This is a genomic window from Kitasatospora sp. NPDC057512, assembly GCF_042802135.1.
In the GTDB taxonomy this organism is placed as follows: Bacteria; Actinomycetota; Actinomycetes; order Streptomycetales; family Streptomycetaceae; genus Kitasatospora.
The window spans coordinates 1-16,634 of sequence record NZ_JBHVET010000095.1 but is presented as its reverse complement, the minus strand read 5'-3'; the positions used below and the strand labels follow the sequence as shown (position 1 = coordinate 16,634).

Sequence of the window (16,634 nt, the reverse complement as noted above, 5' to 3'; positions counted from 1 at the left end):
GCGTAGATCAGCCTCGGCGGGCGGCGCTGAGCCGCAGGGTGACCAGCTCGAACGGGCGCAGCGCGAGGCGCACCGCGCCGTCCTCGACCGCCACCTCGCCGCGGGTGCCGTCCCAGGGCCGCTCCAGCAGGTCGCAGGGGACGGCGCCGGCCAGCGGGAAGGAGGTGGTCAGCCGGCCCCGGGCGCGGCCGCCGCCGGCCTCGTAGACCCGGACGACCAGGTCCCCGCTGCGGTCGTCGGCGAGCTTGACGGCGCTCACCACCAGGGCGTCGTTGTCCACCTCCACCAGCGGGGCGACCCGCTCGGCGCTGCCGGTGACCCGCCGCTCGGGCAGGCCGATCCGGTAGCCCTCGCGGACGGCGTCGCCGATCGCCGCGCCCGGCACCAGGGCGTGCCGGAAGCGGTGCAGGCCCTGGTCGGTCTTCGGGTCGGGGAAGCGCGGGGCGCGCAGCAGCGAGAACCGGACCGTGGTGGTGGTCCCGCCGTCCTCGGGGCGCACGGTGCGGGTGACGTCGTGGCCGTAGGTGGAGGCGGTGACCAGGGCGACGCCCCAGCCGGGCTCGTCGAGGTGGACGAAGCGGTGGTTGCAGGCCTCGAACTTGGCCGCGTCCCAGCTGGTGTTGGTGTGGGTGGGCCGGTAGAGGTGGCCGAACTGGGTCTCGGCGGCGTAGCGCTCGGTGTGGACGTCCAGCGGGAACGCGGCCTTGAGGAACTTCTCGGTCTCGTGCCAGTCGACCTCGGTGTCGATGTCCACCCGCTGCTCGCCGGCCGGCAGGGTGAGGGTCTGGACGACGGTGGAGGAGCCGAAGGAGCGGGCGATCCGCACCGAGGCCCCGGCGGGGGAGGACGCGGCGGTGAGCGAGTCCACGCCGGTCAGGTCGGTGACGGTGTTGCGGTAGAACTGGTCGACGTCCCAGGCGTCCCACATGTTGGGGAAGTCGGGGTGCAGCTGGAGCAGGTTGGCCCGGCTGCCGGGGGCGACGGTCTCCCGGCCGGTCGCGGTCTCGACCACCGAGGCGATCAGGCCGTCTGCGTCCACGACGACCTCCAGCAGGCCGTTGCGCAGCGTGAAGCCGCCCCCGGGGCGCTCCACCGCCTCGCAGGTGGCGTCCGGCAGGCCGACCGCGGCGGCCCCGCCGGCCGGCACCGTCGAGCGGCTGTGCGGCGCCGAGTTGAACACCAGCTCGCGCCCGCCGCCGGCCGCCCCGGCCAGCGCCTGCTGGGCCGCGCCGATCAGCGCCTCCAGCTCCCCGGCCAGCGCCGCGTACGTCGCCTCGGCCTCGCGGTGGACCCAGGCGATGGACGAGCCGGGCAGGATGTCGTGGAACTGGTGCAGCAGCACCGTCTTCCAGATCCGGTCCAGCTGCTCGTACGGGTACTCCGCGCCGGTGCGCGACGCGGCGGTGGCGCACCAGAGTTCGGCCTCGCGCAGCAGGTTCTCGCTGCGCCGGTTGCCCTGCTTGGTCTTCGCCTGGCTGGTCAGGGTGGCGCGGTGCAGCTCCAGGTAGAGCTCGCCGACCCAGACCGGCGGGTTCGGGTACTCGGCCTCGGCCTTGGCGAAGAACTCGGCGGGCTTCTCCCAGCGGACGGTGGCCGAGCCCTCCAGGTCCTTCATCCGGGCGGCCTTGGCGACCATCTCGCGCGTCGTGCCGCCGCCGCCGTCACCCCAGCCGGTCGGGGCGAGCGAGTGCCGGGCGACGCCCTTGTCCTTGAAGTTCTTCGCCGCGTGGGCGATCTCGCTGCCCTTCATCGAGCAGTTGTAGGTGTCCACGGGCGGGAAGTGGGTGAAGATCCTGGTCCCGTCGATGCCCTCCCAGAGGAAGGTGTGGTGCGGGAACTTGTTGATCTGGCTCCACGAGATCTTCTGCGTCAGCAGCCACTTGGAGCCGGCGTTGCGGATGATCTGGGGCAGGCCGCCGGTGAAGCCGAAGGTGTCCGGCAGCCAGGCCTCGTGGTTCTCCACCCCGAACTCGTCCAGGAAGAACCGCTTGCCGTGCACGAACTGCCGGGCCATCGCCTCCGAGCTCGGCATGTTGGTGTCGGACTCGACCCACATGCCGCCGGCCGGCACGAACCGGCCCTCGGCGACGGCCTTGCGGACCCTGGCGTACACCTCGGGGCGGTGCTCCTTGATCCAGGCGAACTGCTGGGCCTGGGACATGGTGTAGAGGAAGTCCGGCTCGTCCTCCAGCAGCGCCGTCATGTTGGCGGTGGTGCGGGCCACCTTGCGGACGGTCTCGCGCAGCGGCCACAGCCAGGCCGAGTCGATGTGCGCGTGGCCGATCGCGCTGATCCGGTGCGCGGACGGCACGGCGGGCGCGGCCAGCACGCCGGCCAGCTCCGAACGGGCCGCCGCCGCCGTGCCGTTGACGTCCTGGAGGTCGACGGCGTCGAGCGCCCGCTCGACCGCGCGCAGGACGTCCCAGCGGCGGGCGCCCTCCACCGGCAGCTCGGCCATCAGCTCGCCGAGCACCTCCAGGTCCAGCACCAGCTGCCAGACCGTCTCGTCGAAGACCGCGAGGTCCATCCGGGCCAGCTTGTACTGCGGCTGGTCGCCGGCCGTCTCCTTGTCGCCCAACTCGGTGGGCAGGAAGGGGTGGTAGTCCAGGATGACCGGGTTGGAGGCGGCCTCGACGTGCAGCAGCACCTGCTCGCCGCCGGCCGCCGGGGCGGCGATCCGCACCCACTGGTTCTGCGGGTTGAGGCCCTTCACCGGGGAGCCGTCCGGGCGGTAGACCAGGCCCTCGCACTGGAAGCCGGGCATGTTGGCGTCGAAGCCGAGGTCGATCAGCGCCTCGACGGTGCGCCCGGCCCACTCCTGCGGCACGGTGCCGGTCACGGTGATCCAGCTGGTGCCCCAGGGCGCTCCCCAGGCGTCGCCGACCGCGATCGGGGTGCGCGGGGCGGCCAGGCCCTCGGCGACCGGGACGGGCTCGCCGGGAGCCGTCCAGATGCCGACCTCCAGCGGGACGGACTCGGGGTAGACGGCCGGGCGGATGCGCTCGTCCAGGACGCGCTTGAGGCGGGACTCGACCAGGGTGCGGTCATCGTGCATGTCAGCGGGCTCCGTTGCGTGGCTGAGGGGAACGGACGGACTAGAGGGACGGTACGTCGGAGGGGTGGACCACCTCGGTGATGCCGCGCGCGGCGAGGTGCTCGCGGTCCTCGGCGCGCTCGGCGAGCACCGTGGTCGGGCGGGCGCCCTCCTCGGCGAGGCGCATGAACGCCTCGTACACCGGGCCGCCGGGGCCGCAGACCGAGCGCCGGGGCGAGAGGGCCTCGTCGCCGGTGGCGACCACCACGGCGGTGCTGCGCGGCTTCGGCGGCTGCCAGGAGCGGCGGGCCTCGGCGGCGGCCTCGGCGAGCCGGGCACCGGCCGGCTTGACCGTCCGGTCGGTGGTCAACAGGCCGAGGCTGTACTCCAGTTCGGGGAAGTCGGCGAGCGAGCGGTCCACGTCGTGCGAGCACCACCAGGTCACGCCCCACAGGTCGGGGCAGTCCAGCACGGCCTCCACGGTGGCGCCGGTGAAGCGCGCCGCGTCCTGCGGGGTGATGTGCGGGGCGGGCGCGCCGACCTCCTGCAGCCAGACCGGGCGGGCCGGGTCGTCCGCCCAGGCCTTGGACAGCTCGACCAGGTAGGCGGCGTGCTGCGCGGTGGCGGTGGAGTGGGCGCCGTAGCGCTGGGCGGTGCCGTTGAACACCCAGGAGTGCACGGCGGTCGCGGCGCCGATCCGGGCCGAGTGCCAGGGGGTGAACGGGTGCTCGTCCAGGTACCAGGCCGCGTCGTACGAGGCGTGCAGGTGCAGCCGGCCGGGGGCGCCCTGCTCGCAGGCGTCGAGCATCCGGCGCAGCCAGGCCTCCGCCTCGGCGGGGGTGGCCCGGTCCGGGTCGGGGTGCGGGGCGCCGGAGAACTGGTTGATCTCGTTGCCGAGCGTCATCCCGAGGAAGTTGGGCCGCTCGCTCAGCGCGCCGGCGAGGGTGCGCAGGTAGGCGGCCTGGCCGTCGAGCACCTCGGGGTCGGTGAAGATGTTGCGCCGGTGCCAGGTCTGGGTCCAGGACGGGAGGAAGTCGAAGCTGGACAGGTGGCCCTGGAGGCCGTCCACCGCGACGTCGAGACCGCGCTCGCCGGCCGCGTCCACCAGGGCCGTCAGCTGCTCGACGGCGCGCGGGCGGATCAGGGTGCGGTTGGGCTGGAAGACCGGCCAGAGCGGGAAGACCCGCACGTGGTCCAGGCCGAGGGCGGCGATGGAGTCGAAGTCGGCGCGCACGGCGTCGAGGTCGAAGTCGAGCCAGTGGTGGAACCAGCCGGCGCTGGGCGTGTAGTTGACGCCGAAGCGGGGCGCGGTGGTCATCGGGGTCATCGGAGGGCTTCCTCAACGGGTGTGGGGCGTACGGACGGTGGGTTCTCCCCGGCGGGGGCGGTCCCCGGTCGGGCTATCCCTTGACGGCTCCTTCCTCGACGCCCTTGAAGAAGAAGCGCTGGCAGACGCCGAACACCACGACGATCGGCAGGAAGGCGATCATGGTGCCGGCCGCGATCAGCCGGGGGTTGGCGGCGAAGGTGCCGTTGAGGTACTGGAGCCCGACGGTGAGGGTGTACTTCTGCGGGTCGTTGAGCACGATCAGCGGCCACAGGAAGTCGTCCCAGGCGCCGATGAAGGTGAAGATCACGATCACGCTGAGCATGCCGCGCACGTTCGGCAGGCCGATGTGCCACAGCCGCTGCCAGACGTTGGCGCCGTCCACCAGCGCGGCCTGGTCCAGCTCGGCCGGGACGGCGGCGAAGGCGGTGCGCATCAGCAGCACGTTGAGCATCGCGATCGAGCCCGGCAGCGCGACGCCGGCCAGCGTGTCGGCCAGGCCGAGGCCGCGCACCAGCACGTACTGGGAGACGATGGTGACCTCGCCGGGCAGGATCAGGGTGGCGAGGAAGAGGCCGAGGACGAGCTTGGCGCCGCGGAAGCGCAGCCGGGCGAGCGCGTAGCCGGCCAGCGTGCAGCCGACCACGTTGCCGGTGATGCAGACCACGGCGACGATCACCGAGTTGAGCGCGTAGGTCCACACCGGGATGACCTCGGCGACCTTGCCGTAGTTGCCCAGGGTGGGCTGGTCGGGCAGGAAGCTCGGGGTGCGGGTGTAGACGTCCTCGGCGGGGCCCTTGAGGGAGGTCGACAGCTGCCACAGGAAGGGGCCGATGACCAGCAGCAGGACCAGCACCAGGAGCAGGTAGCGGGCGGCGGTCTGCGCGGTGGAGGGGGTGTTGAAGCTCCGGGAGCGCCTGGTGGGCCCGGTGGACCTGGTGGCCTCGGTGGCCTCGGCGGGCGTGTCGGGGGACTGGGGCGTGCGGACGGTGGTCATGGGGGTCAGGCCGCCTTCCGGTTCAGCCGCATCAGGAACAGCATCGGGCCGAGGGTGACGACGAACAGCAGCAGGCTGAGCGCCGAGGCGTAGCCCAGGTGCCCGTTGAAGCCGCGGCTGTACATCTGGATCAGCATCACCACCGACATGTCCCGGCCGCCGGGGCCGCCGAGGCCGTTGGAGAGCACGTACAGCTCGGAGAAGACGCGCAGCGAGCTCACCGAGATCAGCGCCGAGATCAGGATCATGGTCGGGCGCACCCCGGGCAGGGTGACGTGCCAGAACCGGTGCAGCGGTCCGGCGCCGTCCACGGCCGCCGCCTCGTGCAGCTCGCGCGGGACGTTGGCGAGCGCGGACAGGTAGATGACCATGTAGTAGCCGAGGCCCTTCCAGACGGTCAGGGCGATCGCGCTGAACAGCAGCAGCCAGCGGTCGGTCAGGAAGGCGACCGGGGAGCCGGCCAGCCCGGTCTGCTGGAGCAGGCCGTTGGCCAGGCCCCGCTCGTCCAGCACCCAGCCCCAGATCAGCGCCACCACGACGGCGGAGGCGATCACCGGGGTGTAGAAGGCGGTGCGGAAGAAGGTGATGCCGGGGATCTTGCGTTGCACCAGCAGGGCGAGCAGCAGCGGCAGGACGGTCAGCAGCGGCAGGCAGACCAGCATGAACACGATGCTGTTGACCAGGGCGTCGGCGAGCTGGTCGTCGTCCAGCAGTCGGCCGTAGTTCTCCAGGCCGGTGAACTGCCCGCCGCCCAGGGGCTTGGCGTTGGTGAAGGACAGGATCACCGTGTTGACGGCCGGCCAGAGGTTGAAGACGGCCAGCCAGACTATCGCGGGCCCGGCGAGCAGCCAGGGGGTGAACCAACGCCGGTGGGTCATGCCGTTGCCTTCCTGGGGCCTGGGGGTGGTGCGGGTGATTCCCGGGGAGCGGCGGGCGCGGGGGAGGCCCGCCGCTTCACCGGTACTTCGCCGGTACGTACGTCTCCGGTGCTTCCCTGGTACGTCTCCGGTGCTTCGCCGGTGCGGGGTGGGGCGCCGCGGGGGATCGTGCGGAGGTGCCGCCGGATCAGCCCTTGAGCAGCTTGTTGCACTGCTCGACGGCGGTGTCCAGCGCCTGCTTGGAGCTGGTGTCGCCGCTGATGGCCAGCGCGAACTGCTGCTTGACGATGGTGCCCATCGCGTCGTCCAGCTCGACCGGCTGGATCAGCTTGGCCTTGGCGAGCGAGGCGAAGGCGGTCACCTTGGCGTCGCCCGCGTTGGTGCCGTCGCTCTTGCTGAAGAACGGGTCGTTCGCGGAGGCCTTGGTGGACGGGAACACGCTGGTCAGGTGGGCGAAGGCGGCCTGGTTCTCGGGGCTGGTCACCCAGCGGGCGAGGGCCACCGCGGCGGCCGGGTTCCTGGTGTTCTTCGGGATGGACAGGCCCTGGACGTACAGCGGCGGGGTGGCCATCGCGGGGGAGGAGACGACCTTCGGGGCGAGGGTCGGGTTGTCGGTGGCGAGGCTGGTGATGTAGTTGCCGCCGCCGGTGGTCCAGGCCACCGTGCCGGAGCTGAAGAGCTTGGAGTTGCCGGCGTAGGTGTCGGTGAGCACCCCGTTCGGCATCAGGCCCTCCTTGAAGGCGTCGCGGTACTTGTCGAGCAGCGCGGCGGCCTCGGGGGTGTTGAAGGTGAAGGACTTGCCGTCGTCGGACATGATCTTCACGCCGATGTTGTACAGGTCCCCGATGCCCGGCTTGCGGCTCATCAGGTAGGTCTGGCCGCCGGACTTCTCCTTCATCGTCCGGGCCTGGGCGATCAGCTCGTCCAGGCTGGCCGGGGGCTTCTGCGGGTCCAGGCCGTTCTTCGTCAGGAGTTCGGAACTCCAGTAGTTCACATCGGTGTTGAGGTACCAGGGGTAGCCGAAGGTGCCCTGGTAGCCGTTGAACCGGTAGGCGTCCACGCCGCCGGGGACGTACTCCTCGGCGAGCTTGGGGTCGGCCTTGGCGACGTCCAGCAGGACGTCCTTCTTCGCCAGCGGGAAGGCGAAGTCCGGCGGGAGGTTGACCACGTCGGGCAGGCTGCCGGCGGCGGCCTGGCTGAGCACCTTGTCGGAGTAGCCCTCACCGGGCTGGTCGAGCCACTCGACGTCGACGCCGGGGTACTTCTTCTTGAAGCCGTCGAGCACGCCCTGCATGTAGTCGGTGAACTTCGGCTTGAGCGACCAGGTCTGGATCGAGACCTTGCCCTTGACCTCGCCGGTGGCGGCCGCACTCGCCACCGCGTCGCTGTCCTTGGTGTCGCCGGAGCCGAGCCCGCAGCCGGTGAGCGCGGCGGTGGCGAGCGCGGTCGTGGTCAGTGCCGCCCAGATTCTTCGCATGAGGGTCTCCCGGTCCTGGGGGTGGGTGGGGGATCGTGCCGAGCTCGGGGGTTGTGTCGGATTCCGCAACCTGACTAACTAAACCGGTCTAGCTATGCCAGGGACTATGCTCCCGCCTAAACTTGGATGTCAAGAGAGGAGTCGGGTTCTGTGGGCAGACCGACGATCGCCGACATCGCCCGCCAGGCCGGTGTCTCCAAGGGCGCGGTGTCCTTCGCGCTCAACGGCCGGCCGGGCGTCAGCGAGGCGACCAGGGCCCGGATCCTGCGGGTCGCCGAGGAGATGAACTGGCGCCCGCACAGCGCCGCGCGCGCCCTCGGCGGAGCCCGGTCCGACGCCGTCGGCCTGGTGATCGCCCGGCCGGCCCGCACCATCGGCGTCGAGCCGTTCTTCAGCCAACTGCTGTCCGGGCTCCAGGCGGTGCTCTCGGCCAGCTCGATCGCGCTGCACCTGATGGTGGTCGAGGACACCGCCGCCGAGATCGAGGTCTACCGGGGCTGGGCCTCCGAGCACCGGGTCGACGGCTTCATCGTGGTCGACCTCCAGGTCAGGGACCCGAGGCTGCCGGTGCTGGACGAACTCGGGCTGCCCGCGGTGGTGCTGGGCGGGCCCGGCAAGGGCGGCAACCAGCTGCGGATCTGGGCCGACGACCGGGAGGCGATGCTCTCGATCGTCGACTACCTGGCCGCCATCGGCCACCGGCGGATCGCCCACCTCGCCGGGCTGCCGCACTTCCAGCACACCCAGCGGCGGATCCGCGCGCTGCGCGACGCCTCGCGCCGGCTCGGGCTGGAGGAGGCGGTGTCGGTGCCCACCGACTTCAGCGACGCCGAGGGCGCGGCCGCCACCCGGACGCTGCTGTCCCGGGCCGGGCGGCCCACCGCGATCGTCTACGACAGCGACGTGATGGCCGTCGCCGGGCTCGGCGTGGCCGGGGAGATGGGGGTCGCGGTGCCCGGCGAGCTGTCCATCGTCTCCTTCGACGACTCGGTGCTCGCCCGGATCGTGCACCCGCCGCTGACCGCGCTCAGCCGGGACACCTTCGCGCTCGGCGAGCAGGTCGCGCGCAGCCTGCTGGAGGCGCTGGACGGGGCCGGGGCGGGGCGGGACCTCCGGATGCCCACGCCGCGGCTGACCGTACGGGAGTCCACCTCGCCGCCCGGCGCGTCCGGGACTTCCCCCTCCGGAGTGGTTGTCGCGCGCATCGTTGACAGCGGTTCTGAACCGGTTTAGCCTCGCAGCGCCGAGCGGCCGCCGCTCGGTCCGCTCCGCCGCACTCCCGTCCGGCTCCCGCCGCCCGTCCCGCCGCCCGTCCCGCTCCCCGCGCCGCCGCTCCGGTGCGCCGGGGGCCCGGCGGCGGCGCGAGCCCCACCCGATCCACCACCGGCACCACCAGTTCCAGCACCGGCACGCCCGCATGCAGCCGGGCCCCCGTCCGCGACGGCGGGCCCGCCCCCACCCTCCTCCGCTCGATCGGAGCCACCGCATGTCACGACGCCTCCCCCTGCTGCTCAGCGCCGTCCTCGCGACGGCCGCCCTGACCGCCACCCCCGCGGCCTGGGCCGACCCGGCACCGGCCGCGCTGCCGGGCGCCGGGCCGGCCGCGGCACCCGCCGCCACCGCCGGCCAGGGCAGCCAGCCCTTCGCCTCGTACTGGTACCCCAACAGCATCCTGAACTGGGACCCGGCCACCGACCCGGACGCCCGCTTCAACCGCTCCCGCGTCCCGCTCCAGCCGCGCACCAGCGACCCGGCGCTGCGGGCCAACCCCAACGCCCGGACCGGCGAGGGGAAGATCGCCTCGCTGGTCTCCTTCGGCCCCACCTCCAACAACCCCTCGCAGGGCTCCGCCGACCCCAACTACTACGCCTTCGGCTACTGGCAGTACGTCGACAAGCTGGTGTTCTGGGGCGGCTCGGCCGGCGAGGGCCTGATCCTCGCCCCCAACCCGACCGTGATCGACGCCGCCCACCGCAACGGCGTCAAGGTGTACGGCACGGTCTTCTTCCCGCCCGGCGCGTACGGCGGCCAGCTCCAGTGGGTGCGCGACTTCGTCCAGAAGTCCGGCGGCCGCTACCCCGTCGCCGACAAGCTCGTCCAGGCCGCGCAGTACTACGGCTTCGACGGCTGGTTCATCAACCAGGAGACCGGCGGCGGCGATTCGGCCCTGGCGGGCGAGCTGCGCAACCTGATGCAGTACACCAAGGCGCAGAGCGGCACCGAGTTCATGTGGTACGACGCGATGACCACCTCGGGCGGGGTGAACTGGCAGAACGCCCTCACCTCCGCCAACTCGCCGTTCCTGCAGGACGGTTCGAAGCGCACCTCGGACTCGATGTTCCTGAACTTCGACTGGTCGGCGAGCGGCCTGAACTCCTCCCGGGCGCTGGCCCGGCAGCTCGGCCGCAGCGAGTACGACCTCTACTCCGGCATCGACACCGAGGCCAACGGCTACAACACCGGCGTGAACTGGTCCGCCCTCTTCCCGTCCGGGCAGCCGCACACCACCTCGCTCGGCCTCTACCGCCCGGAGTGGACCTGGAAGTCCGCCACCGACCGCGCCGACTTCTACGCCAAGGACGCCCGCTACTGGGTCGGCGCCAACAACGATCCGTCCCGGACCGACCTCTCGGCGAGCTGGCCCGGCCTGGCCGGCTACGTCGCCGAATCCTCGCCGATCACCGCCAAGCCGTTCGTCACCACCTTCGACACCGGGCAGGGCGACTTCTACAACGCGGCCGGCACCCGGGTCGCCACCGGCGGCTGGAACAACCTCTCGCTCCAGGACGTCCCGCCCACCTACCGCTGGATGGTCGATTCGACCGGCAGCAGGCTCACCCCGTCCGTCGACTTCGGCGACGCCTACCAGGGCGGCTCCTCCCTGCGGTTGAGCGGAAAGCTCGACGCGGCCAACACCGTACGGCTGTACCAGACCAGGCTGCCGGTCGCCGCGAACACCAGGCTGGACCTGGTGGTCAAGACCCCGGCCGCCGGGCCCACGAAGCTCAAGGCCGCCGTGTCGTTCACGGACTCCCCGAGCAGCTTCACCACGGTCGACGTCGGCGCCAACACCGGCACCGGCTGGGAGCGGCACACCCTCGACCTCTCCCCGTACGCGGGCCGCACCATCGCCCAGATCGCCCTGCGGGTCGAGGGGGCCGACCCCTCGTACGACCTCCGGGTCGGCCAACTCGCCGTCTACGACGGACAGGTGGAGACCCCGGCGGCACCGGCCGGACTCACCGTGCTCGGCGCGAGCGACGTGACGGCTGGCTCCAGCCAGTCGCTGCGGCTGTCCTGGACGGCGGCGCCCGGCGGCAACGTGCACCACTACGAGGTGTACCGCCGCAACGCGGACGGCAGCCGCAGCTTCCTCGGGGCCACGCCCAACGACGCGTACTTCGTCGGGCGACTCGACCGGGCGGGCGGCGAGAACGCCACCACGCTGGACGTCGAGGCGGTGTCCACCACCTACGGGCGCTCCACCGCCGCCTCCACGACCGTCGGTTGGAACGGAACCCCGCCGACCTCCAGCAACCTGGCGCTCAACCGCCCGGCGACCGCCTCCGGCCAGTGCAACGCCAACGAGGGCCCGGCCAAGGCCGTCAACGGCAGCGTCAGCGGCGGGACCGGCGACAAGTGGTGCGCGCTGACCTCCGCCAAGTGGCTTGAGGTGGACCTCGGTTCGGCGAAGCGGCTGTCGAAGTTCGTGGTCAAGCACGCGGCGGCGGGCGGCGAGAGCGCCTCGTACAACACCCGCGACTTCGCCGTCCAGGTCCGCTCGGGCGCCAACGACCCCTGGACGACCGTCGCCGACGTCACCGGGAACACGGCCGGCACCACCACCCACCCGGTGGACACCACCGCCCGCTACGTCCGGCTGGTGGTCAACACGCCGACCCAGAACGGCGATCCGGCCGCCCGCATCTACGAGTTCGAGGCCTGGGGCGCGTAGCCCCGCTGTCCCGCGCTGTCCCGCTGTCCCGCGCTGCCCTGTCCGAGGAAAGGAAGCACCCCCGTGCCGGTCACCATCACCGCCGTCGAGAGCACCGATCTGTTCGTCGGCCCCGAGGACGCCCCGCGCCAAGTGCTGCGGGTCACGCTGGAGGGCCCGGCCGCCCGGATCACCGTCAGCGGCCCGGGCGTCCGCGGCGAGGCGACCGGCGCCGGCCTGGTCGAGGTCCCGCTGGAGATCAGCGGGGCCTCGCCCGGCGACCGGCTCCCGGTCACCGTCCGGGCCTCGGACGCCACCGCCGAATCCGTGGTCGAGGCCGCCGAGCCCGGCTGGACGATGTTCCTGGTCTCGCACTTCCACTACGACCCGGTCTGGTGGAACACCCAGGCCGCCTACACCTCCCCATGGGAACTGCTCTCCGCCGACGCCACCACCCGGCCGCTCTGGGAGCGCAACGGCTTCGCGCTCGTCGACGCGCACCTGGACCTCGCCCTGCGGGACCCGGTGTACAAGTTCGTGCTCGCCGAAGTCGACTACCTGAAGCCGTACTTCGACCAGCACCCGGAGCGCCGCGAGACCCTGCGGCAGCTGCTGGAACGCGGCCAGGTCGAACTCGTCGGCGGCACCTACAACGAGCCCAACACCAACCTCACCGGCGCCGAGACCACCATCCGCAACATCGTCTACGGCATCGGCTACCAGCGCGACATCCTCGGCGGCGACCCCCGGACCGCCTGGCAGCTCGACGTGTTCGGGCACGACCCGCAGTTCCCCGGCCACCTCGCCGCGGCCGGCCTCACCGGCAGCGCCTGGGCGCGCGGCCCCTTCCACCAGTGGGGCCCGATCCAGAAGAACTTCCGCGAGGCCAAGGACGACGCCCGGGTGATGCAGTTCCCGAGCGAGTTCGAGTGGATCGCCCCCGGCGGGGACGGCGTGCTCACCCACTACATGCCGCACCACTACTCGGCCGGCTGGTGGATGGACTCCTCCCCGGACCTCGCCACCGCCGAACAGGCCGTCTACGAGCTGTACCGCAAGCTCAAGCCCGTGGGCGCGACGAAGAACCTGCTGCTGCCGGTCGGCACGGACTACACCCCGCCGAACAAGTGGGTCACCGGGATCCACCGTTCCTGGGCCGCCAGGTACCTCTGGCCCCGGTTCGTCTGCGCCACCCCGCGCGACTTCCTCGACGCCGTCCGCGCCGAGCTGGCGGCCACCGGCCGGCGGCCCAGCCCGCAGACCCGCGACATGAACCCGGTGTACACCGGCAAGGACGTCTCGTACATCGACACCAAGCAGGCCCAACGGGCCGGCGAGGTCGCGGCCGTGGACGCCGAGAAGCTCGCCACGCTCGCCTCCGTGCACGGCCTCGGCCGCTACCCGGCCGCGGCGCTCGACAAGGTCTGGCGCCAACTCGCCTACGGCGCGCACCACGACGCGATCACCGGCTCCGAGTCCGACCAGGTGTACCTGGACCTGCTCGGCGGCTGGCGGGAGGCGTACGACCTGGCGTCCGGCGTCCGGGACGCGGCGCTGGACGCGCTGACCGCGCGGATCTCCACGGCCGGCGCGGGGCGGGCCGTGGTGGTCGCCAACACCCTGTCCTTCGACCGGACCGACCTCGTCACCGTGGAACTCCCCACCGGCACCGAGTCGGTGAGGGTGTTGGACGACTCCGGCTCGCCCGTGCCCAGCACCGTCGACCGGGGCACGCTGCGCTTCCTCGCCGCGGACGTGCCCGCGCTCGGCTGGCGCACCTGGCGGCTGGTGGAGGGGGAGGCGGAGCAGCCGTGGACGGCGGCCCCGGGCGCGACGATCGGCAACGGCCGGTACCGGGCGACCGCCGACCCGGCGCGCGGCGGCGGCCTCAGCTCGGTCCGGGACCTGCTGCACGACCGGGAGTTGATCCAGGACGGCCGGATCGGCAACGAGCTGCGCGTGTACGAGGAGTACCCGCAGCACCCCGACTTCGGCGAGGGCCCCTGGCACCTGGTGCCCAGCGGCCCGGTGACCGGCTCCGGGGCAGCGGACGCCGCCGTCCGCCGGGAGACCGGGCCGCTCGGCGAGCGCCTGCTGATCGACGGCACGGTCGACGGCGTCCGGTACGAGCAGACCGTCACCCTCTGGCGCGGGCTCGACCGGGTGGACTGCCGCACCCGGGTGGTGGACTACTCCGGCGCCGACCGGCTGCTGCGGCTGCGCTTCCCGGTGGACGTCCCCGGCGGCCTGCCGGTCAGCGAGGTCGCGGGCGCGGTCGTCGGGCGCGGCTTCGCGATGCCGGACGTGGACTCGGCGGAGGCGCCGTGGACCCTGGACAACCCGGCCAACACCTGGTTCGGACTCGGCGCCACCGCGCGGGTCGAACTGACCGACAGCGCGGGGACGGTGACCGGCTCGCGCGCCCTCGGCGTGGCGGAGGTCGTCGTCCCCACCCTGGACGACGCCGCCGACGCCCGCCCCCTGGTGGTCGCGCTGGCACGGGTCGGGGTCACCGCCACCACCTCGGGCGCCGACTGGGCGCGGTACGGCTGGCTGGACGTGGACTCCAACCTGCCGGACTTCCGCATCGTGGTCGGCCCGCCGGACCTCAACCCGGTGGCACGGGAGCTGATCGACCTGGCGGGCGAGGAGTACGCGGCCGCCCTGAAGGCCCACGGCGCGGTCTGGGTACCGGCGTCGACCCCGCTCACCGAGGTCTGGCGCCCGGACGCCGACCTGCGCGACCTGCGCGCACTGCCGGCACTGATCGTCTCCGACACCTCCGCCGTGGTCGACGACCTGGCCGACGCCCGGATCACCGCCGTCTGCCCGTCCGCCGTCCAGGACCGACTCGCCGACCACACCGTGGCGTTGCTCAGCTTCGGCCTGCCCGGCTTCGCCGTCGACACCACCGGCGCGCTGCACCTGTCGCTGATGCGCTCCTGCACCGGCTGGCCGTCCGGCGTCTGGATCGACCCGCCCCGGCGCACCCTGCCCGACGGCGCCTCCTTCCAACTCCAGCACTGGACCCACGAGTTCAGCTACGCACTGGTCGGAGGCGACGGCGACTGGCGGGACCAGACGCTGCCCGCCCAGGGCCAGGAGTTCAACCACCCGCTGTACGCCCGGATCGCCCCCGCCCAGGAAGGCCCGCTGCCGGCCACCCTCTCCTGGCTGCGGATCGAACCCCAGCGCGAGGTGCTGCTCGGCGCGCTCAAGCCGACCGGCAACCCGATCGCGCACGGCTCGGCCGCGCCGCTCGGCAGTGAACTCACCGTCCGGCTGGTCGAGTCGACCGGCCTCGGGCGGACGGCGAAGCTCACCGGCGCGCTCGGCCTCGGCGAGGTGCGCGCCGCCGACCTGCTGGAACGCCCGCGCCCCGCCGACGGCCCCGCGCTCGACCTCGCCGGCTCGCAGATCGCCACCCTGCTCGCCTCCCCGGCCGTGACGGCTCCTGCGGGCGAAGCGGACCTCGGCCCGGTGGCGGAGGCGGCCCAGCCCGTCCACGCCCGCTACTGGCTGCACAACCGGGGCCCGGCGCCGCTCGGCTACCTGCCGGTGTCCGTCGGCGCCTCGCCCGGACTGCTGCGGACGGCGGGGGAGCCGGTGACGCTCTCGGTCGCCCTCTCCTCCCAGCTGCGGGACGCGGCCGTCGAGGGTACGGCCGTCGTGCTCCCGCCCGAGGGCTGGACCACGAGCCTCGGCAGCCGCCCGTACCGGCTCGCACCCGACGGCCACCTGCGCTTCCCGGTGACCCTCACCCCGCCGGCCGACTCCGAACCCGGACTCCACTTCGCCGCCGTCCGGATCGAGCACGACGGCCAGCAGATCGAGGACGTCGTCACGATCGCCGTCGGCGACCTGCCCGACCTGCTGCCCGTCCCCGGCGACACCCCCGAGGACTGGACGATCGCCCAGGGGACCAAGGCCACCGGCGGCCGCGACACCGGACTGGACGTCGCGGTCTCCACCGAGACCCTGCACGTCGTCCCCGGCAGCCGTACCGCCCTCTCCCTCACCCTCACCAACCGCACCCGCGGCGAGATCCGGGGCGAGCTGCAACTCGTCTCCCCCTGGGGCACCTGGGACGTCATCGCCGACCCCGTCCGCGGCTTCACCGTCCCGGCCGGCAGCTCGTCGGTGGTCGAATTCGCCGTCTCCGTCGCCGAATCCACCGACCCGGGCTCGTACTGGGCCCTGGCCAAGGTGATGTGGTTCGGCCGCTGCCAGTACGCCCCGACCGTCGCCCTGGTGGTGGAGGCATGACCCTCGGCCTCCTCGACGGACGCCCCCTCCCGCGTGCGGCCCTCGACCGCCGCCTCGCCGCCCTCCGGGGCGGCCCGCGCGCCACCGCCCTTCCCCAGCCGGGAAGTTCGGAGGACCGCCAGCTGACCCGCTGGGTCGCGCAGGTGCTGTTGACGGAAGCCCTCTGCGAGAGGGTGGCGGCCGAACGCGACCTGCCCGTCGATTCCTCCGCCCCCGCCCGCCTCGACCAGCAGGCCGCCGTGGAACTCGGCTCCATCACGGCGGCCGCCTACGAGGGCAGCGCCGCCGTCCGCGCCGTCCACGAGGCCGTCACCGCCGACATCGAGCCCTCACCCGAGGACATCGCCCACTACCGCACCCTGACCGCCCGCCCGACTGCGGAGAGTTGGCACATCGCCCTCCCCGACGGCGAGTTGGAAGCCGACCCCACCACCCTCCCCGCCGCCCTCACCGAAGCCCTCCGCACCGCCCCACCCGGCGAGTGGGTCACCGCCGGCCCCTGGACGGCAGCCCTCCTCGCCACCCACGCCGCCCAGGAGGGCGAGGACCCCACCCCCACCCTCCGCGCCGCCGCCCGCCGAGCGGCCTTCGTCCGCTGGCTCGACCACGAACGCGCCCAACGCCTCACCCTGGTCGAGGGATTGGAACACCCAGGCGACCCCGCCCAACCCGACAACCACCACCGCCACTGAGGCGCACGGCTATGCCCGCCGCGCTCGAC

At 72.8% G+C, this 16,634-nt stretch carries 9 protein-coding genes; 4 read left to right on the top strand and 5 right to left on the bottom strand.

Annotated features, from left to right (window positions below):
• Positions 1–7: 7 nt before the first annotated feature.
• From ACFU6K_RS09600 to ACFU6K_RS09580, 5 genes are all read right to left on the bottom strand, one after another.
• Positions 8–3,055, bottom strand: coding sequence for an alpha-mannosidase (locus tag ACFU6K_RS09600; RefSeq protein WP_380661935.1), 3,048 nt, complete (start codon positions 3,053–3,055; stop codon positions 8–10).
• A 40-nt stretch (positions 3,056–3,095) separates the two neighbouring features.
• Positions 3,096–4,352 (bottom strand): glycosyl hydrolase, encoded by a 1,257-nt coding sequence (locus tag ACFU6K_RS09595; RefSeq protein ID WP_380661937.1) that lies wholly within the window; start codon positions 4,350–4,352, stop codon positions 3,096–3,098.
• An 82-nt stretch (positions 4,353–4,434) separates the two neighbouring features.
• Positions 4,435–5,358 carry a carbohydrate ABC transporter permease gene (locus ACFU6K_RS09590; protein WP_380661934.1) on the bottom strand — a complete coding sequence of 308 codons (924 nt, stop codon included), beginning with the start codon at positions 5,356–5,358 and terminating at the stop codon, positions 4,435–4,437.
• A gap of 5 nt (positions 5,359–5,363) precedes the next feature.
• Positions 5,364–6,236, bottom strand: coding sequence for a carbohydrate ABC transporter permease (locus ACFU6K_RS09585; protein WP_380661933.1), 873 nt, complete (start codon positions 6,234–6,236; stop codon positions 5,364–5,366).
• 187 nt (positions 6,237–6,423) lie between these two features.
• The gene (locus ACFU6K_RS09580; RefSeq protein ID WP_380661932.1) at positions 6,424–7,713 is read right to left on the bottom strand and encodes an ABC transporter substrate-binding protein; all 1,290 of its coding nucleotides are present in this window, start codon (positions 7,711–7,713) and stop codon (positions 6,424–6,426) included.
• A gap of 150 nt (positions 7,714–7,863) precedes the next feature.
• Between ACFU6K_RS09580 and ACFU6K_RS09575 the strand changes: the two genes are divergently transcribed.
• The 4 genes from ACFU6K_RS09575 to ACFU6K_RS09560 all read left to right on the top strand — a co-directional run bounded on the left by ACFU6K_RS09575 (position 7,864) and on the right by ACFU6K_RS09560 (position 16,605).
• A complete protein-coding gene (locus tag ACFU6K_RS09575; protein ID WP_380661931.1) occupies positions 7,864–8,946 on the top strand; it encodes a LacI family DNA-binding transcriptional regulator in 1,083 nt (360 codons plus the stop codon).
• A 253-nt stretch (positions 8,947–9,199) separates the two neighbouring features.
• On the top strand, positions 9,200–11,668 hold the full coding sequence (locus ACFU6K_RS09570; RefSeq protein ID WP_380661930.1) for a discoidin domain-containing protein: 2,469 nt from the start codon (positions 9,200–9,202) through the stop codon (positions 11,666–11,668).
• Positions 11,669–11,731: 63 nt separating this feature from the next.
• Complete coding sequence (locus tag ACFU6K_RS09565; protein ID WP_380661928.1) at positions 11,732–15,913, top strand: NEW3 domain-containing protein; 4,182 nt, start codon at positions 11,732–11,734, stop codon at positions 15,911–15,913.
• Entirely contained in the window at positions 15,910–16,605 is a 696-nt protein-coding gene (locus tag ACFU6K_RS09560; RefSeq protein ID WP_380661926.1) for a hypothetical protein, read from the top strand. The genes ACFU6K_RS09565 and ACFU6K_RS09560 overlap by 4 nt, the downstream gene beginning before the upstream one ends.
• The last annotated feature ends 29 nt before the right edge of the window (positions 16,606–16,634 follow it).